Source organism: Cupriavidus sp. 05L310, from assembly GCF_056398185.1.
In genome coordinates this window covers 18,191-36,534 of record NZ_JBFTOX010000008.1, presented here as the reverse complement: position 1 = coordinate 36,534, position 18,344 = coordinate 18,191, and the positions used below count along the sequence as shown (strand labels likewise).

The 18,344-nt window shown below is 65.2% G+C and carries 14 protein-coding genes; 1 reads left to right on the top strand and 13 read right to left on the bottom strand.

Annotation, left to right across the window (positions count from 1 at the left end; all coding sequences use genetic code 11):
• Positions 1 to 19 precede the first annotated feature (19 nt).
• On the top strand, positions 20 to 877 hold the full coding sequence (locus AC1DS6_RS07325) for an ABC transporter permease (RefSeq protein ID WP_276289436.1): 858 nt from the start codon (positions 20 to 22) through the stop codon (positions 875 to 877).
• A gap of 173 nt (positions 878 to 1,050) precedes the next feature.
• Here the strand turns inward: AC1DS6_RS07325 and AC1DS6_RS07320 are convergent, their stop codons facing one another.
• The 13 genes from AC1DS6_RS07320 to asd all read right to left on the bottom strand — a co-directional run bounded on the left by AC1DS6_RS07320 (position 1,051) and on the right by asd (position 18,115).
• On the bottom strand, positions 1,051 to 2,256 hold the full coding sequence (locus AC1DS6_RS07320; protein WP_441634693.1) for an O-succinylhomoserine sulfhydrylase: 1,206 nt from the start codon (positions 2,254 to 2,256) through the stop codon (positions 1,051 to 1,053).
• A 382-nt stretch (positions 2,257 to 2,638) separates the two neighbouring features.
• Positions 2,639 to 4,174 carry an amidophosphoribosyltransferase gene (purF, locus tag AC1DS6_RS07315; RefSeq protein WP_441634691.1) on the bottom strand — a complete coding sequence of 512 codons (1,536 nt, stop codon included), beginning with the start codon at positions 4,172 to 4,174 and terminating at the stop codon, positions 2,639 to 2,641.
• Between the two features lie 95 nt (positions 4,175 to 4,269).
• Positions 4,270 to 4,767: a CvpA family protein gene (locus AC1DS6_RS07310; protein WP_441634689.1), complete on the bottom strand. Its 498-nt coding sequence runs from the start codon at positions 4,765 to 4,767 to the stop codon at positions 4,270 to 4,272.
• Between the two features lie 65 nt (positions 4,768 to 4,832).
• Positions 4,833 to 5,561: an SPOR domain-containing protein gene (locus AC1DS6_RS07305; RefSeq protein WP_477102349.1), complete on the bottom strand. Its 729-nt coding sequence runs from the start codon at positions 5,559 to 5,561 to the stop codon at positions 4,833 to 4,835.
• Between the two features lie 109 nt (positions 5,562 to 5,670).
• Positions 5,671 to 6,981, bottom strand: coding sequence for a bifunctional tetrahydrofolate synthase/dihydrofolate synthase (gene folC / locus AC1DS6_RS07300; protein WP_441634685.1), 1,311 nt, complete (start codon positions 6,979 to 6,981; stop codon positions 5,671 to 5,673).
• Between the two features lie 1,038 nt (positions 6,982 to 8,019).
• Entirely contained in the window at positions 8,020 to 8,892 is an 873-nt protein-coding gene (gene accD / locus AC1DS6_RS07295; RefSeq protein WP_035866096.1) for an acetyl-CoA carboxylase, carboxyltransferase subunit beta, read from the bottom strand.
• Between the two features lie 182 nt (positions 8,893 to 9,074).
• On the bottom strand, positions 9,075 to 9,872 hold the full coding sequence (trpA, locus tag AC1DS6_RS07290) for a tryptophan synthase subunit alpha (RefSeq protein ID WP_477102348.1): 798 nt from the start codon (positions 9,870 to 9,872) through the stop codon (positions 9,075 to 9,077).
• A 2-nt stretch (positions 9,873 to 9,874) separates the two neighbouring features.
• Positions 9,875 to 10,783, bottom strand: coding sequence for a DNA-methyltransferase (locus tag AC1DS6_RS07285; protein ID WP_441637294.1), 909 nt, complete (start codon positions 10,781 to 10,783; stop codon positions 9,875 to 9,877).
• On the bottom strand, positions 10,783 to 11,976 hold the full coding sequence (gene trpB / locus AC1DS6_RS07280; RefSeq protein WP_441637292.1) for a tryptophan synthase subunit beta: 1,194 nt from the start codon (positions 11,974 to 11,976) through the stop codon (positions 10,783 to 10,785). The genes AC1DS6_RS07285 and trpB overlap by 1 nt, the downstream gene beginning before the upstream one ends.
• A 118-nt stretch (positions 11,977 to 12,094) precedes the next feature.
• Complete coding sequence (locus AC1DS6_RS07275) at positions 12,095 to 12,799, bottom strand: phosphoribosylanthranilate isomerase (protein WP_276286721.1); 705 nt, start codon at positions 12,797 to 12,799, stop codon at positions 12,095 to 12,097.
• Positions 12,783 to 13,607, bottom strand: coding sequence for a tRNA pseudouridine(38-40) synthase TruA (gene truA / locus AC1DS6_RS07270; RefSeq protein ID WP_441637290.1), 825 nt, complete (start codon positions 13,605 to 13,607; stop codon positions 12,783 to 12,785). The genes AC1DS6_RS07275 and truA overlap by 17 nt, the downstream gene beginning before the upstream one ends.
• 194 nt (positions 13,608 to 13,801) lie before the next feature.
• Entirely contained in the window at positions 13,802 to 16,663 is a 2,862-nt protein-coding gene (locus AC1DS6_RS07265) for a motility hub landmark protein FimV (protein WP_477102347.1), read from the bottom strand.
• 315 nt (positions 16,664 to 16,978) lie between these two features.
• On the bottom strand, positions 16,979 to 18,115 hold the full coding sequence (asd, locus tag AC1DS6_RS07260; RefSeq protein ID WP_035866073.1) for an aspartate-semialdehyde dehydrogenase: 1,137 nt from the start codon (positions 18,113 to 18,115) through the stop codon (positions 16,979 to 16,981).
• Positions 18,116 to 18,344 lie beyond the last annotated feature (229 nt).

Genomic DNA, 18,344 nt, shown 5'->3' with positions numbered 1-18,344 from the left:
GACCGACAACGGACTGAACATGAGCGAACAAGACCCCCGCCCCGCAGCCGCGCCGGCCGCCGCCGCGCCGCGGCATGCCCCCATGCAGCGGCAGCATTACCCGCAGCCGCTGCTGCCGATGAACATGCGCAACTGGACCATGGTCTGGTACCGCAACTTCATGGTGTGGAAGAAGCTGGCGATCCCCTCCATGATCGGCAACCTGGCCGATCCGATGATCTACCTGTTCGGCCTCGGCCTCGGTCTTGGCCTGCTGGTCGGGCAGGTCAACGGCGTGCCCTACATCGCCTTCCTCGCGGCCGGCACCACGGCGTCGAGCGTAATGATGTCGGCGAGCTTCGAGTCCATGTATTCCGCCTTCTCGCGCATGCATGTGCAGCGCACCTGGGAAGCCATCATGCACGCGCCACTGACACTGGGCGATGTGGTCCTGGGCGAGATCATGTGGGCCGCCAGCAAAGCCGTGCTGTCGGGCCTTGCCATCATGCTGGTGGCGGGCGCGCTCGGCTATGCGCGGTTGCCGGGAGCGCTGCTGGCGTTGCCCGTGATCGTGCTGGCCGGCATCGCGTTCGCCAGCCTGGCCATGATCGTCACCGCGCTTGCGCCCAGCTACGACTTCTTCATGTTCTACCAGACGCTGGTGATGACGCCGATGCTGCTGCTTTCCGGCGTATTCTTCCCGTTGGAGCAATTGCCCGCGGGGGCGCAAGCCGCCACCCAGGTGCTGCCACTGGCGCACGCGGTGGCCCTGATCCGCCCCATCATGCTCGGGCGTCCAATCGACAACCTGGCGCTGCACCTGATTGTGCTCGGCGCTTACGCGGCAGTGGCCCTGGTGGTCGCGCTGATGCTGCTACGCCGGCGCTTGCTGCGCTGAACGCCGGCCGGGGAACGTCCTGCCATCCCAGCCGGTCACCGCCATCCTGTCGCATTGGCGGGGCCGCCTCGCATTCACCAGTGGACAGCAGCGGCGCCGGCGCGCCAAGGCGCCTGGGCGGCCCTTGCCTATCTGCTATCGCCACGGCCGCCATCGCGGCAGCCGTGGCTGCCTCAGTCCTGCAGGCCGCGCAGCAGGTCTGCCTTCAGGTCCGCCACCGACTCCAGCCCCACCGCCAGCCGGATCAGCCCTTCGCCGATGCCCGCCGCGGCCTTGGCTTCCGGGCTGACGCGTGCATGCGTGGTGGTGTAGGGATGGGTCACGGTGGTACGCGTGTCGCCAAGGTTGCCGGTGATCGAGCACAGGCGGGTGTTGTCGATCACGCGCCAGGCATTGGCGCGCTGCTGCTCCGGCGTCTCGCCCTTGAGTTCGAACGACACGATGGCACCGCCGCCGCTCTGCTGGCGCTGGGCGACTTCATACTGCGGATGGGATTTCAGCGCCGGGTGATACACGCGCGCCACGGCCGGATGCGACTCCAGGAACTCGGCCAGCGCCAGCGCGCTGGCGCTGTGGCGTTCCATGCGGATCGCCAGCGTTTCCATGCCCTTTAGCAGCACCCACGCATTGAAGGCCGACAGTGTGGGGCCGGCCGTGCGCACGAAGGGAAAAACCTTGCCCATGATGAAATCGTGCGTGCCTAGCACCGCGCCGCCCAGCACGCGGCCCTGCCCATCGATATGCTTGGTGGCCGAGTGCACCACGATGTCGGCGCCGAACTTCATCGGCTGCTGCAGGGCCGGCGAACAGAAGCAGTTATCCACCACCAGCAGCGCGCCAGCGTTGTGGGCGATGTCCGCCACCGCGGCAATGTCGGCCACTTCGGTCAACGGGTTGGACGGCGTCTCCAGGAAGAACAACTTGGTGTTCGGCTTGACCGCCGCGCGCCAAGCCGCCAGGTCGGTGCCATCGACGAAGGTCGTCTCGACGCCAAACTTGGCGAAGATATTGGAGAACAGCGTCATGGTCGAGCCGAAGATGGCGCGCGAGCTGACCAGGTGGTCGCCCGCCTGCATCGACGACATCACCACCGACATGATCGCGCTCATTCCGGACGCGGTCGCCATGCAGGCCTCGGCCCCTTCCAGCGCGGCCAGGCGGCTCTGGAACATGGCCACGGTGGGATTGGTGAATCGCGAGTACGTAAATCCCGTTTCCGAATTGGCGAAGCGTTCGGCGGCCTCGGCAGCGCTGTTGAAGCAGAAGCTGGAGGTCAGGTACATCGCCTCCGAGTGCTCCATGAACTCGCTGCGCATGGTGCCGGCGCGCACGCCGAGCGTATCGATGTCGAGGGAGTCGAGAGGAAGCGGTTCGTTCATGATGGGGAGGCGGTAGTACCCGCGCGGTTATCTGTGTAAGAGGTGAGCCTGGCCGCGCACTGGCGGCAGCAATAAAAAAGCCCGTACGATCATTGGCCGGGGGCCGAATCGACGGGCTGCTTGTGTTCTGGGGATAGGCCCCGCGCTGCGGCGGGAAGCCGGCCTGCCATTGTGCCTTTGCTGCGCACAACCGGTAAGCCGGTGTTCCGCTTTAGCTGTTTCGGGCATTTCCCTGTGACGGGCAATTTCCTGTTCCGGGATAAGAACCAAACTCCGGCAGGACCCGCGTCCGCAAGCTGACAATCAAATCGACGCCCGGCAATGTTACGGCCGGGCCCCGCCCTGCGTCAACTCCGCGGGTATGCCGCGGGTGCGCCGCGTCTTACTCGTTACCGCCCGAGCGCTGCAAGTGCAGCTGCGAGCGCTCGCCGTCACCGAGGCCACCGGTGCCGTCGCGATCGGCCTGGCTGCGCGCGGTTTCCAGGCGCTCCAGGTAGGCTTCGTCGATATCGCCGGTGATGTAGCGGCCATCGAAGCACGATGCATCGAAGTCCTTCAGCGCCGGGTTGATGTCGCGCACCGCCTGCTTCATCGCTTCGACATCCTGGTAGACCAGCTTGTCGGCGCCGATGATCCTGGCGATCTCTTCGTGGCTGCGGCCGTAGGCGACCAGCTCGCTGCGCGTGGGCATATCGATGCCGTACACATTGGGGAACTTCACCGGCGGCGCGGCCGAGGCGAAGATCACCTTGTTGGCGCCGGCGTCACGGGCCATCTGCACGATTTCGAAAGAGGTAGTGCCGCGCACGATGGAATCGTCCACGATCAGCACGTTCTTGCCCTTGAACTCCACACCCATGGCGTTGAGCTTCTGGCGCACCGACTTCTTGCGCACCGCCTGGCCGGGCATGATGAAGGTGCGGCCGATATAGCGGTTCTTGAAGAAGCCCTCGCGATAGTTCACGCCCAGCTTGTTGGCCACCTGCATGGCGGCCGGACGGCTGGAATCGGGGATCGGCATCACCACGTCGATATCGCCCGCGGAGACTTCGGTGCGAATCTTTTCGGCAAGGTAATCGCCCATGCGCAGGCGCGCGTCGTACACCGGCACGCCATCGATGCACGAATCCGGGCGTGCCAGGTAGACGTACTCGAAGATACACGGCGTCAGCACCGGGTTATCGGCGCACTGCTGGGTGTAGAGATTGCCGTCGAGGTCGATGAAGATGGCCTCGCCGGGCGCCACGTCGCGCTCGAGCTTGTAGCCGATGCCTTCGAGTGCCACCGACTCCGATGCCACCATCCATTCCTTGCCGGTCGGCGTTTCCACGCTGCCCAGGCATAGCGGACGGATACCGAACGGATCGCGCACGGCCAGCATGCCGTAGCCGGCGATCTGCGCAGCAATGGCGTACGAGCCACGCACACGGCGGTGCATGCCCGCCACGGCCTTGAAGATCGTGGCCGGGTCCAGCGCAAGGCCGCTGCTGGCGCGTTGCAGCTCGTCAGCCAGCACGTTGAGCAGCACTTCGGTATCGGAGTGCGTGTTGATGTGGCGGCGGTCGCGGCTGAACAGTTCCTCGTGCAACTGCTTCCAGTTGGTGAGGTTGCCGTTATGGGCCAGGATCACGCCGTAAGGCGCGTTGACATAGAACGGTTGGGCTTCTTCCTCGCTCGAGGCCGAACCGGCGGTGGGGTAACGCACCTGGCCGATGCCGGCGGCACCGGGCAGGCCGCGCATATTGCGCGTGCGAAACACGTCGCGCACCAGGCCATTGGCCTTGTGCATGTGGAAGGTGCTGCCATTTGCGGTAGCGATGCCGGCTGCATCCTGTCCGCGGTGTTGCAACAGCAGCAGGCTGTCGTAAATCAATTGGTTAACGGGCGTGGAGGAAACCACACCGACGATACCGCACATGCCAAGCTCCCAGGAAAGGCGTTTGAATCGGGGCGGCCCCACCCTGTAGGGCAGAGCCTGCGTACTACCAGCCGGACGGTCTGCCCGGCCTCATGTCATGTCTTGACGTATTTGGCGACTTCGGGCGGCAGCCACGGCCGCAGCGACTCCATCGCCTCCATCACGTAGGGCCGGGACAGCGCATCGCGCCAGAACGCCTCCTCGGGCAGCTTGGTGAGCCCGGCCAGAGTCACCACGAACATCACCACCAGTGCGCCGCGCACAAGCCCGAACACCAGCCCAAGGCCGCGGTCGGCGGGCTTGAGCCCGGTACTTTCGAGCAACTGGCCCAACACCGTACCGGCAAGTGCCGCAGCAATCACGGTGCCGATGAACAGCACCCCGAAGCCCAGTGCGCTGCGCGCCAGCTGGCCGCCCGGTACCGATTCGGGAATCCAGCCTGCCGCGGTACCCGCGAAATGGTAGGCCACCAGGAACGCCACCACCCAGCCGATCAGCGAGAGCACCTCTCGCACCAGCCCGCGCAACACGCCAATCAGGCCTGAGGCAATCAGGATGAAAACAACGCTGTAATCGAAAAAAGTCGGCTGCATGCGTAATACGGTGTCCCCGGTGCCCCGGTATGGCGGCTGGCGTTTGGTCCAGCCCGCCCTTGGCATTACTGTTCGACCACCTTGGCGGTCAGGCCCACGGCGCGCACTCGCTTTTCGGCGGCATCAGCCGCATCGCGATCCGAAAAAGGGCCGGCACGCAAGAGCACGCGCTCGCCGTCGGCCAGTGTCTTTTTCTCGATGTAGGCCGGCACTTTGCCCGCCTTGAGCTTGCTCAGCCACTCCTTGGCCTTTACCTCGGAGGAAAAGGCGCCGATCAATACCAGGAACTTGCCGCTGCCGGGCTTGGCATCCGCGCGGACAACCGGTTTGTCCGCGGCCTTCTCGGCAGGCGCCGCCGCCGCGGCGGCAGGCTTGGCCGGTGCCGCATCGGCAACCAGTTCCTCGCCGGCATCGAGCGCCTGGCTGTCGAGCCTGGATTGCGGCGCGGGCGGCAGCGGATCCGCTTTGCGGGCATCGGGCTTCACCTTGCCGCCGGCCCCGCCCGGGCCACCATCGATCTTTACCGCGATATTGTCGACGACTGGCCTTGGCTGGGTCTCGAATACGATCGGCAGCACGATGACGGCAGCCGCCATCAGCACCACGGCCCCGATCAGACGCCGGCGCGCCCGCTGCTTCTGCGGGAATTCCGGGTCGAGCGTGTCGTCTGCGTACTCCTCGGCCAGGCGTCGCGACGAAGCGATGCCTGCACCCGGATCCGAACGCGAGCGGCGAGTGCGCTCCGGTGCCGGGGCGTTGCCCTTGCGGGAAGAAAACAGCGAAAGCAGGCCCATAGATTGGTTCGGTGCGACGGCCGGAAACCGGCCGTTGAAATTGTCGCTCAGATTGCGCGGCGATTTGCCCCGGTGTTAGCCCCGGAAAACTGCCCGGCGGCCGCGCGACTCAATTTGCCCGGGTAGCGCGATATGCCATCACGCCCGCCACGGTGTAGAACGATCCGAAGACCAGAATTCTATCATCCTCGGTCGCTCTGCCGAGGGCATCCCGGTAAGCCGCCTCCGGGCTGGGAAAGCAGGCCGCCGTAGCATCGGGGCCGGGATGGAAACCGCCCTCCTCCAGCTTCTCCAGCAGATCCGCCGCGCTGGCCGCACGCGGCGTCGGCAGGTCGCACAGGCACCAGTGGTCGACCTTGTCGGCCAGATGGCGCAGTACGCCGGCGATATCCTTGTCCTCCATCGCGCCGAACACCGCATAGGTGTAGCGGAAGAAGCCCATGTTCTCGAGGTTCTGCCCCAGCGTGGCGGCTGCGTGCGGATTGTGCGCCACATCCAGGATCACCGCCGGGCGTCCCGGCATGACCTGGAAGCGCCCCGGCAGTTCGACGAAGGCCAGCCCGTTGCGCACTTCCTGCGCGCTGACCGGCAGGCGCGGACGCATGGCCTGCAGCGCCGCCAGCGCGGCCGAGGCGTTGAGCAACTGATTGGCGCCTCGCAGGGCCGGATAACCCAGCCCGTTGAGCTTGCGCTCGCGGCCGCTCCAGTCCCACTGCTGGCGCTCCTGGCCCTTGGCAGCCTGATGCTGGAAATCCCGGCCCACCAGCCAGAGGTCCGCGCCGATGGCCTCGGCATGCTCGATCACCGACTTCGGCGGCATCGGGTCCGCCACGATGGCCGGCACGCCGGGACGGAAGATACCGGCCTTCTCGTAGCCGATCTTTTCGCGCGTGTCGCCCAGGTACTGCGTATGGTCGATGTCCACGCTGGTCAAGATGGCGCAATCGGTATCGATCACGTTCACCGCGTCCAACCGGCCGCCCAGCCCCACCTCCAGGATCATCGCATCGAGCCCTGCCGCGGCGAAGGCATGGATGATCGCCAGCGTGGTGAACTCGAAATACGTCAGGCTCACCGGATCGGCAAAGCTGGTGCGCGCGCGCTCCACCGCCTCGAAATGCGGCAGCAGTTGCGCATCGGTAGCGAACTCGCCATTGATGCGGGCGCGCTCGTTAAACGAAATCAGGTGCGGCGAGGTATGGCAACCCACCTTGTAGCCGGCCTCCAGCAGGATGCGCTCCAGCATGGCGCAGGTGGAGCCCTTGCCGTTGGTGCCGCCGACGGTGAACACCACGGCATCAATGCGCAGCCCCAGGGCTTCCTTGACGCGGGTGATACGCGCCAGGCCCATGTCGATGCCCACCGGATGGGCGGATTCGAGATGGGATAGCCATTCAGGGAGGGTGGGGAAGATGGGCATGATGGGGATACAGGGTTGTTCGGGGGCTTGGCTTGTTGGAGCCGGTTTGGGGGTGGGTGGTTTCTTTGCCGTTTGGCGGAATTTGGTTTGGCTCTGGGTACCGGGGGATATTGGGGTGTTTTGGGTTAAGTCAAAGGATCTCTGGCTTCAGGAGGGCTTAAATTCAACTTCAACTTCAACTTCAACTTCAACTTCAAAAGCCTAAAGTCAAAGGCGGTTTCACCCCCCTGCGGGGGGCGACCTACTTTTTTGTCTTGCCAAAAAAGTAGGCAAAAAAGGCGCGCCGGATGGGGCGACACCCCCTCGGGATCCGGCGAAAAGAGCGGCCGGGACCCAAACTCGCATCGCCTTAAGGCGATACTCAAACATGGGTCCCTCTTTTCCGCTCTTTCCGCCGGATCCCGAGGCGCCCCATACGGCCGGTACACCCACACGGCTCGCTTCGCATCGCGGGACGGTGTGGCCCGCCCTTGGGGCGCTCCACACGGCTACCAATCGTTACTTGGCGGACCCGCTCTTGCAAACGCCGCCCTCTCCCCCGGCCCCTCTCCCGCAAGCGGGAGAGGGGAGCAAACCCATGGCCGACTCAAACCTTCAGGTTGTAGCCGTGTTTACCGCCCGAGGGGCGGCAAACACAGTCCCGCGATGCGAAGCGAGCCGTCAAGGTTTACCTTGCCGTATGGGGCGCCTCGTCGGCAGGCAAAAAGAGCGGAAAAGAGGGGGCCATGTTTGAGTATCGCCTTAAGGCGATGCGAGTTTGGCCCCCGGCCGCTCTTTTTGCCTGCCGACGAGGAGTCTTTCGCCCCATCCGGCGCGCTTCTTTGCCTACTTTCTTGGCAAGACAAGAAAGTAGGTCGCCTCCCCGAAGGGGAGGTGAAACTGCTTTTGACTTTGAAGTTGAAGTTGAAGTTGAAGTTGAAGTTGAAGTTGAAGTTGAAGTTGAAGTTGAAGTTGCAGCTAAACCTATCAACCACCACCCCAAAAAGCGAAAAAGCGCGAACAACCGTCCGCGCCTAATCACCATCACCAACCCAACCCTTACGCCACCGCATCCGCCGGCTGCTTCTGCAGCAAAGCCAGCAACTGCGCCAATTCATCCCGCATCTTGCGGCGATCGACAATCATATCGATAGCGCCCTTCTGCAACAGGAACTCAGCCCGCTGGAAGCCTTCAGGCAGCTTCTCGCGCACCGTCTGTTCAATCACGCGCGGACCAGCAAAGCCGATCAAAGCCTTGGGTTCGGCGATCACAACGTCGCCCAGGAACGCAAAGCTGGCCGACACGCCGCCCATGGTGGGATCGGTCAGCACGCTGATAAACGGCAGCTTGGCATTCGACAGCTGGTTCAGCATCGACGTAGTCTTGGCCATCTGCAGCAGCGACAGCAGGCTTTCCTGCATACGCGCACCGCCCGTGGCGGTAATGCAGATAAACGGCACCTTCTGCTCCAGCGCCGCCTGGGCGCCACGCACAAAGCGCTCGCCCACCACCGAACCCATGGAGCCGCCCATGAATTCGAACTCGAAGCAGCTCACCACCACCGGAATGGTATGGATAGCGCCGCCGATCACGACCATGGCATCGGTCTCGCCGGTGTCGTCCATGGCGGCCTTGATGCGGTCGGGATACTTCTTGGTGTCCTTGAACTTGAGCGCGTCGACCGGCAGTATCTCCTGGCCGATCTCATAGCGGCCCTCGGCGTCCAGCAGCCCGTCGAGGCGGGCGCGGGCGCGGATGCGCATATGGTGGTCGCACTTGGGGCAGACGTGGAGGTTGGCCTCGACGTCGGTACGGTACAACACCGACTCGCACGACGGGCACTTGACCCACAGCCCTTCCGGAATGCCCTTGCGGGTGGAGGGGTCGGTCTGTTGAATCTTGGGGGGGAGGAGTTTATCCAACCAGCTCATGAAAGGCTCCTTTCGGCACATGCGCGGAACATGTCAGGCCGCGAATTTACCATGCCTGCGATCCGCAGTCCCCGTTCAGCCGGGGCGATGCGCCTGTTGCGGCACAACTGCCGCCAAAATCGTGCGTTTTTGTTGCATTGCCCGCCCGCGCGCAAGCACGGGCGGTGCCGCGTAAATCACGTTCAGGCGTCGAGCGCCTGGCGGATTTCCGCGATGAACGATTGCAGCGATTGTACCGCCTGGTCACGCGGCGCATCTTCGAGCAACTGCACCAGGCGGCTGCCGATCACCACGGCATCGGCCACGCTGCCGATCGTGCGCGCGGTCTGCGCGTCGCGGATGCCGAAGCCCACGCCCACCGGCAGGTTGGCATGGCGCTTGATCAGCGGAATGCGCGCGGCCACGCTATCGAGGTCGATGGTGGCCGAACCGGTCACGCCCTTGAGCGACACATAGTACAGGTAGCCGCTCGCCAGCTTGGCCACAGCTTCGATGCGATCGTCCGTGGAGGTGGGCGCCAGCAGGAAAATCGGGTCCATCCCGTGGGTGCGCATCTGCGCCGCGAAGGACTCGCACTCCTCGGGCGGGTAATCGACCACCAGCACGCCGTCGACGCCGGCCGCCGCCGCGGCCTTGGCGAAGACCGCCTCGCCCATGCGCTCGATCGGGTTGGCGTAACCCATCAGCACCACCGGCGTGGTGGCATTGGTCTGGCGGAACTCCGTCACCCAGGCCAGCACCTTGGTCAGCGTCACGCCCTGCGCGAGCGCGCGCTCGGAGGCACGCTGGATCACCGGGCCGTCGGCCATCGGGTCGGAAAACGGCACGCCGAGCTCGATGACGTCGGCGCCGCCCGCCACCAGCGCGTGCATCAGCGCAACGGTCAGGCCGGGCTCGGGATCGCCCGCGGTGATGAACGGAATCAGGCCCTTCTTGTTCTGCGCGGCTAGCGCCGCGAAAGTCGAATTGATTCGGGACATGGTCATTGAGCAATGGTGGGCAACGGCGTGGACAAGGCAGCCAGCAAGGGCTCGTCGTTCGCTGCTGCGATGTTCAGGGTAGCCGGCGCGGCCTGTGGCGAACTGATGCAAGCCGCGACGCGTTCGCGCGCCACGCGCACATAGTCGGGATTCATCTCGTAGCCGACGAATCGCCGTCCGTGCAGCGCGCAGGCCACCGCGGTCGTGCCGCTGCCGGTGAATGGGTCAAGCACCAGCCCGCCCGGCGGGCAACTGGCCAGCACCATGCGCTGCACGATATGCAGCGGCTTCTGGGTGGGATGGTCCGCACGTTCCGGATCTTGCCGGTGGATCCGCGGCACGCTCCACAGATCCTTCGGGTTGTAGCCCACCTCGAGCCATTTCTTGCCCTCGAAACGCGGTCGGCTGCGTGCCTTCTTGGTCTCGGCATCGTACGGCACGCGCACGGAGTCGAGATCGAAGTAATAGTCACGAGCCACGGCGAAGAACCCGATGTTGTCGTGCACCGAGGAGTACTTGCGCGTGGTGCCGCCCATGCTCGGTACGCGCCGGTCCCAGATGATCTCGTTGATCATGGTCAGCCGCTGCTTGAGCATCACGAACAGTTCCGGCGAGTATTGCCAGGTGCAGAACAGGTACAAGGAGCCGCGCGGCGCCAGCTTGGGCACCACCGCATCGATCCAGCGCGCCGACCATTCCAGGTAGGCTTGCCCGGACAGGCGGTCAGAGTCGTTGCCGTAATCCTTGCCCAGGCCATAGGGCGGATCGGCCACGATCAGGTCGATGGAGCCGTCGGCAATGCGCTTGATGCCTTCCAGCACGTCTTCCTGGTAAAGCGTCAGTTGCGGCGCCGCGAGGGGTGCGGACGGGGCGCCGCCTTCAGCGGCGCCCGGCGGGAGAAAGTCGCGCATCAGAGCTTCAGCCCCGAACGTTCGGCCACGGTATGCATGTCCTTGTCGCCCCGGCCCGACAGATTCACCAGCAGCAGCTTGTCCTTGGGCAGCGTCGGCGCCAGCTTGCAGGCGTAGGCAATGGCGTGGCTGGATTCCAGTGCCGGGATGATGCCTTCGATGCGGCAACAGTCGTGGAAGGCCTTGAGCGCTTCCTCATCGGTGATCGGCACATACTCGGCGCGGCCGATGTCCTTGAGCCATGCGTGCTCGGGACCGACGCCCGGATAGTCCAGCCCGGCGGAAATCGAATGCGTCTCGATGATCTGGCCGTCGGCATCCTGCAGCAGGTAGGTGCGGTTGCCGTGCAGCACGCCCGGCGAGCCGCCGATCAGCGCGGCGGCATGGCGGCCGGTTTCGAGCCCGTCGCCGGCGGCTTCCACGCCGATCAGGCGCACGTCCTTGTGCTCGATATACGGGTAGAAGATGCCCATGGCATTGGAACCGCCGCCCACGCAGGCGATCACGGCGTCGGGCTGGCGGCCCGTCAGTTCGGGCATCTGGACCTTGGATTCTTCGCCGATCACGCACTGGAAATCGCGCACCATCATCGGGTAGGGGTGCGGGCCGGCCACGGTGCCGATGATGTAGAAGGTGTTCTCGACGTTGGTGACCCAGTCGCGCATCGCTTCATTGAGCGCGTCCTTGAGGGTCTTGGAGCCGCTTTCCACCGGCACCACGGTAGCGCCCAGCAGCTTCATGCGGTAGACGTTGGCAGCCTGGCGCTTGACGTCTTCCGAGCCCATGTAGACCACGCATTCCATGCCAAAGCGCGCGGCGATGGTCGCGGTGGCCACGCCGTGCTGGCCAGCGCCGGTCTCGGCAATCACCCGCGGCTTGCCCATGCGTTTGGCCAGCAGTGCCTGGCCAATCACGTTATTGATCTTGTGGGCGCCGGTGTGGTTGAGGTCTTCGCGCTTGAGATAGATCTGCGCGCCGCCGAGCATCTCGCTCCAGCGTTGCGCGTGATAGATCGGCGAGGGCCGGCCGACGAAATGCTTCAGTTCGCGGCGGTATTCCGCGTCGAACTCGGGATCTTTCTGGAAGTGGGCATAGGCTTCGCGCAGTTCGTCCAGCGCGTGCACCAGCGTTTCGGAAACGAAGGAACCACCATAGGGGCCGAAATGGCCACGGGAATCGGGCAGGTCGTACATGAGTCAGCTCTTCTGAACAGGGCCCTTGCCGGTCTGGCAGGGGCTCGATGACGTTAGGGTCGTGCGCGGGGCAGGCACGGAGCAGGCGGGAGGCTGGCTGCCCGATGGGCAAGCTGCCCTACCCGGCATCCGCGCTGCGCACGGCGCGCACGAAGGCGGCAATCCTGGCGTGGTCTTTCACGCCTTTGGCGGCCTCCACGCCACTGCTTACATCGACAGCGTAGGGCCGCACGCGCTCAATCGCGCCAGCGACGTTTTGCGCGTTCAACCCACCACTCAAAACGATCCGAGGAGCGGCGCTTGCGGTCGGGTTGTGGGTGGGTGGAAGCCATGCCGGGGGTATCAGGGTCCAGTCGAAGACGTGCCCGCCACCGCCGTAGCCTTCGACGAAGGCATCAAGCAGCAAGGCAGCGGCATCACGATACAGATCCGCGAATTCTACCAAATCAAGGCCGGGCTGGACGCGTGCCGCGCGCAGAAACGGCAGCCGGCAGCGCTGGGCCGCCTGCGTGCAAGCCTCCGGGCTCTCGTCGCCATGGAATTGCAGTAGCGTAAGCGGCACACGCTCGACCACATGGGCGATCTCGTCGGCATCCGCGTTGACGAACAGCCCCACAACCGAGACGAAGGCGCCGGCGGCTTCGGCCAGCGCGGCGGCGCGCGCCACCTCGACAAAGCGGGGGCTGCCCGGATAGAAAACCAGGCCGATCGCGTCGGCGCCGGCATCCACCGCCGCGCGAACGTCATCCTCGCGCGTGAGCCCGCAGATCTTGACGCGGGTGCGGCGCGGCGCGGCGCGGCCCGGCTCAGGCGACTGGGTCATTGGCAAACACTCCATGGAACAGGCTGGCCGCCGTGTCCGCGACCGGAATCCCGTATTGCTCAGGATACTTCACCCCGGCGAGGTAGAGGCCGTCGGGCATGAAGGTGGGTGCTGCCTTGGCGCGACTGCGCCCGGCCAGCACTTCGGCCATCCAGCCCGGCGGGTAGCGGCCCCGCCCTACCGCGACCAGGCACCCCATCAGGTTGCGCACCATGTGATGCAGGAAGGCGCTGGCGCGAAAACGCACGAACAACCAATCGCCATCGGCCTTGAGCGTGATGTCGTACATGGTCTTGACTGGCGACTTGGCCTGGCACTCTGCGGCGCGGAAGGCGGAAAAATCGTGCTCGCCCAGCAGGCAGGCAGTAGCGGCGCGCATGGCGTCGACGTCCAGGCCCTGGCCCGGCGGCAGCATCTGGTAGCCAGCCCTGCCGTGCACCAGCGGCACGCGGTGCGGGCCGGTATAGAGCGCGTAGTAGTACATGCGCTCGAAGGCCAGGAAACGCGCATGGAAGCCCTCGTCGACCGGCCTGGCCCATTGCAGCGCGATGCTGGGCGGCAGGAAGGCGTTGACGCCCCGCACCCAGGAGAACGGCTCGCGCGACAAGTCGGTGTCGATATGGATCACCTGTCCGAGCGCATGCACGCCGGTATCGGTGCGGCCTGCCACCGTGGTCTGCACACGGCGGCCGGCGAAGCGCTCAATTGCGTCTTCTAGCCGGTCCTGCACCGTATTGCGGTGCGGTTGCGACTGCCAGCCGGAGAAAGCGGCACCGTCGTAATGGAGGCCGAGGGCGATGCGGTTCATGAGGCGGAAATTGACAAGCGGAAATTGACGGGCAAAGCGCGAACGAATGAACGAAAACGGAGCACAACCGGCGAAAGCCAGCGATTGCCGGCCCGCAAAAAGCAAATGCGCCGGGAGCCAGGCTCCCGGCGCATCCGTGGCGAGCTGCCGGGCGCATTGCCTGCGCACAGCCCGCCATCATACAGCCTGGCCTGTCAGGCCACGTCACGCAGCAGGCTGCGGGCCTCCGTCAACAGGGGATCCTGCGACTGATCCACCACTTCCTGCAGCAGTTCCCGCGCGCCTTCCTTGTCGCCGATTTCGATATAGGCCCTAGCCAGATCGAACTTGATCTGCATGTCGCGGCCACCATCGACGACGTCCGCCGACAAGGTGCTCGGGGAGATCCCGCGCGACGTGTCCAGCCCGCTCTCCGCGCTCACGCGCGACAGGTCGATCGGCTCGGACAGCTTGCCGTCGCGCAGCATCGTAGGCGCCGGCAGCGACGATGCGCCATAGAAAGTACGGGTCTCGTGGCTATCGCCCACCGAGTCGTCCCGGCTGTCCGGATTGAGGTCCAGCGAAATACCGGACATATCGAAGTCGAGCGGTCGGCTGCGCGTGGGCGTATCCAGCGCCGGGATATCCTCATGGGCGCCGTGGCCCTGGGGTGCCGGCAAATCCAGATCCAGGTCAAGGCCATCGTCCAGGCGGGTGGCAAGTGCCTCAGGCAACGCGTCGGCATCGCCGAACACGAGCGAGGCCGACTCCGGCGCGGTAATCGGCGCGCCGGCCGCGGGCGCGGGAAAGCCGTCGAGCGGCAACGCCAGATCAGCCAGGTCCGCCAGCGCGGTCTCGCGGGGTGCCGCCGCCGGATCCTGCGAGGGATCGTGGGTGCGCCACTGATCGCCCGGCAAGGTAGTGGTATCGCCGGAAGCCGTGTCCGGCGCCACGCTCAGGTACAAAGCGTTGCCCGGCTCGAGGCGCCGTCCCATTTCCGCTGCCTGTACCCACTCCGCCCCTTGTCCGCCCGTCTGGGCGAACATTTCTTCTGCAATCACGCGAAAACCTTCCACATCCTGACGATTATTGTAAATCTCCATGAGCTTCAGGCGGATCGCCTGGCGCTCAGGGTTTTGCTGCAGCGCTTCGCGCAGGATCTCCTCGGCCTGCACATCACGCCCGTAGGCGATATAGACATCGGCCTCGGCAATCGGGTCGACCTCGTTGGCTTCCGCGGCATTGTTGCCAATGCGGAAATCAGCGCCGAACACACTGTGCTGCGAAGTATCGACGCTCTGTCCACCTGCGGTGCCGAACAGTGAATTGCCGCCCGCCATGACGGTGCTTTCCTGCGACAGGACGCTGTCCCCGAAGGCAGCGTTCTCGCTGGACTTCTGTTGCTGCCGCCGACGATAGATGGCATAGCCGCCCAGCAAGGCGATCAGCAGGCCACCACCGGGCAGCAGCATGGGGTTGGCCAGCAGATCCTCGATGAAGGACGGCTGTGCCACCGGCTGGGGCTGCGTCACGACCGGCGGGCGCTTGGCAGTCGGCGTGGAGGCGGCGGCAGGATTGGCGGCGGCAACGGCGGTGTCCGCCGCACTTGCATTCGCGCCGCTGGCGCCAGCATTAGCGGAGGCCGCCGAAGCCGGCGCTGCCGCGGTTGCGGTGGTTGCAGCCGCAGTCGCCGCCGTGGCAGCGCTGGCACCCGCGCCAGCCTCCGCCGTGACCGGTGCGGCGGTGGCGCCGGCGTCGGCCTTGGCCGTACCGGCGGGCACCACGGCAGGCGCAGCCGACGGCGCCGCGGCGCCATCCTTGCCCGCGCTCTTCTGCGTCTGGGCCAGCTTGGCAATCTCGGCGTTCTTCAGCTCGACCAGCCGCTGCATGTCACTAACGTTCTTCTCAAGCTGCGCGAGACGCGCCTCGGCTTCCTTGAGTTGCCGTTCCTTGGCGATACTGCTTTCCGCAGCGGCGGCGGCGGCCTGGCTACCCCGGTCGGGCTTGCTGAGCTTGAGTTCGTCGCGCGGGCCCGCGGCCGGCGCAGCCTGTTCCTGCACGCGTGCGGTGACATTGCCCGACTGTTCGCGGCCACTGCCGGCTTCGACCGTGCGCGCGGCGGCGGCCGTCGCCAGGCGGCTACGGTAAGCGTCAAAGCCGTGCGTGCGTGCCACCACCTCGCGCCGCGCCGCCCGCGGCGTGACCGATTGCGCTTCCTGCTGGCTGGGCACCTTGAGCACGGCGCCCGCCTTGAGGCGGTTCATATTGCCGCCAATGAACGCGTTCGGATTGTTGCGATACAGCGCGACCAGCATCTGGTCGAGCGAGACCGCATCCTGCCCCTGGGAGGCTTCGTTGGCAATGGCAGTGAGGTTATCCCCGCGCTGGACGGTGTACATGCCGGCAGCCGCGGCCGTACCTTCAGCCACCGGCGCTGCGGCACGGTGCGGCCGTGGCGCCGGTGCCTTGGCTTGCGGCCGTGGCGCCTGGCTAGCCGCCACCGGGGCCGGTGCCGCGGCGGGCACAGGCGCAGCGCTTGGCGCGGGAGCCGATGCCGCCGGGCCGGCAGCGCCGGCCTCATCCGGGGTTCCCGCCTGCACCACCGTGGTGGGCGAGAAAGTCTGGTTGGATGGCTTGGCGCCGGCCGGATCCAGCAGGAAGGTGTAGGCGCGCGACACCTTGCCGCTAGCCCATGTCATGTCGACCAGGATGTCGACGAAAGGCTCGCTGAGTGGCTGGGTTGACCGGACCCTCGCCACATAGCTGCCGTTGGGACGGCGCTCGACCTGCAGCCGCAGGCTGTTGACCGCCGGCAGATAGGTCAGGCCGGCCTTGGCATACGCATCGGGCGACGCCAGCTTGACGGTCAGCCCGTCCGCTTCTTCCGCACTGACACCACTAATATCGATTTCCGCCTGCAGCGGCTGACCCAGATTCGACTGTACCCGTAGTTGCCCGAACCCCGCGGCGTAAGCGGCCGGCTGCGCGAGCAGCAAACCCAGTGCCGTGAAGGCCAGCGTTGACCAGCGCTGGCGGGCTATAGGCGCATCTTTCCGGCGATGTTGGCTCACACTCACCTTGTGCTCCGTTGTGTTCTAGTAATGAAATTAACTTAACATCAATGGTTTAGCGCAGCAAGTTAGCGTCCCGACTGAGCCCCGCGCCAACTCGTACGGACGTGCGGACGACCGCCCCGCAGCCCGGCATATGCCGGCTGTATTGTGACGCACCGCCGGGAAAAATAGTCAGCCGGGAATGACAACGCCGCGCACAGGCGCGGCGTTGTCATCAAAGCCGGGGGTTTCTGTTGCCTTGCTGCAACGAAACCCCCGAACACCCGGCCCAGGACCATAAGACATGCCTTGAGGCTGCCTGAAGGGCCACTCCCGGACTCAGGCTTCGATCAGGATGCGCAGCATACGGCGCAGCGGTTCGGCGGCGCCCCACAGCAACTGGTCGCCGACGGTGAAGGCCGACAGGTATTCACCACCCATCTGCATCTTACGCAAACGCCCCACCGGAATGGTCAGGGTACCGGTCACGGCTGCCGGCGTGAGGTCGGTCATGCTGGCCTCACGGGTATTTGGCACAACCTTGGCCCACTGGTTGTTTTCGGCCAGCATGCCTTCGATCTCATCGAGCGGCACATCGCGGCGCAGCTTGATGGTCAGCGCCTGCGAATGGCAGCGCATCGCGCCAATGCGCACGCACAGGCCGTCCACGGCGATCGGCGAAGCGCCGGTCGCGCCCAGGAAGCCTTCGCCGCGGCCCAGGATCTTGTTGGTCTCGGCGCCGGCCTTCCACTCTTCCTTCGACACGCCGTTGCCCAGATCCTTGTCGATCCAGGGAATCAGGTTGCCGGCGAGAGGCACGCCGAACTGCTTGGTTTCGTCGGCCGACAGGCCGTGCTGGGTTGCCAGGATGGTACGGTCAATTTCCAGGATGGCCGATGCCGGGTTATCCAGCAGCGACTTGACCGACGCATTGAGCGTGCCGAACTGCGTCAGCAGCTCGCGCATGTGCTGCGCACCGCCGCCCGAAGCGGCCTGGTAGGTCATGGAGGTCATCCAGTCGATCAGATCGTGCTGGAACAGGCCGCCCAGGCCCATCATCATGCAGCTGACCGTGCAGTTGCCGCCGATGAAATTCTTGACGCCCTTGGTCAGCGCGTCCTTGATGACACCGAGGTTGACCGGATCGAGCACGATGATGGCATCGTCCTTCATGCGCAGCGAGGACGCCGCATCGATCCAGTAGCCCTTCCACCCGGCCGCACGCAGCTTCGGGAAAATCTCGTTGGTGTAATCGCCGCCCTGGGCCGTGAGGACCACGTCGCACTTCTTCAGCGCTTCGATGTCGTTCGCGTCCTGGAGCTTGGTTTCATTCTTGGCCATGGCCGGGGCCTGGCCGCCAGCGTTGGACGTGCTGAAGAATACGGGCTCGATATGGTCGAAATCGCGCTCTTCCTGCATGCGTTGCATCAGGACGCTGCCGACCATTCCTCGCCAGCCGACGAGACCTACAATCATGACTAACCTCGGATGTGATTTGAACTTCCCCGCGCTTTCTTCGCCCGACGTGACTGCGCGGGGAAGACGAGCAGGCACGACGAACGATCTAGCCGATCGTTTTGGTAATAATGGTTTTAATCGTCGTTGCGGTAAGCGGGTGGCCGTGCGAACCCAGGCCAACCGGGCTGCGGGTAGCAACCGGGGCGGCGATGGCAGTCGAGGGGGACTGGAAGATTCGGACCATCCG

Coding starts and splice junctions, on each gene's coding strand:
- folC (WP_441634685.1), bottom strand. CDS start 6,981: ATGCCCATCTTCCCCACCCTCCCTGAATGGCTATCCCATCTCGAATCC.
- AC1DS6_RS07275 (WP_276286721.1), bottom strand. CDS start 12,799: ATGACCCAGTCGCCTGAGCCGGGCCGCGCCGCGCCGCGCCGCACCCGC.
- purF (WP_441634691.1), bottom strand. CDS start 4,174: ATGTGCGGTATCGTCGGTGTGGTTTCCTCCACGCCCGTTAACCAATTG.
- accD (WP_035866096.1), bottom strand. CDS start 8,892: ATGAGCTGGTTGGATAAACTCCTCCCCCCCAAGATTCAACAGACCGAC.
- trpB (WP_441637292.1), bottom strand. CDS start 11,976: ATGTACGACCTGCCCGATTCCCGTGGCCATTTCGGCCCCTATGGTGGT.
- AC1DS6_RS07320 (WP_441634693.1), bottom strand. CDS start 2,256: ATGAACGAACCGCTTCCTCTCGACTCCCTCGACATCGATACGCTCGGC.
- asd (WP_035866073.1), bottom strand. CDS start 18,115: ATGATTGTAGGTCTCGTCGGCTGGCGAGGAATGGTCGGCAGCGTCCTG.
- AC1DS6_RS07310 (WP_441634689.1), bottom strand. CDS start 4,767: ATGCAGCCGACTTTTTTCGATTACAGCGTTGTTTTCATCCTGATTGCC.
- truA (WP_441637290.1), bottom strand. CDS start 13,607: ATGAACCGCATCGCCCTCGGCCTCCATTACGACGGTGCCGCTTTCTCC.
- AC1DS6_RS07285 (WP_441637294.1), bottom strand. CDS start 10,783: ATGCGCGACTTTCTCCCGCCGGGCGCCGCTGAAGGCGGCGCCCCGTCC.
- AC1DS6_RS07325 (WP_276289436.1), top strand. CDS start 20: ATGAGCGAACAAGACCCCCGCCCCGCAGCCGCGCCGGCCGCCGCCGCG.
- trpA (WP_477102348.1), bottom strand. CDS start 9,872: ATGTCCCGAATCAATTCGACTTTCGCGGCGCTAGCCGCGCAGAACAAG.
- AC1DS6_RS07305 (WP_477102349.1), bottom strand. CDS start 5,561: ATGGGCCTGCTTTCGCTGTTTTCTTCCCGCAAGGGCAACGCCCCGGCA.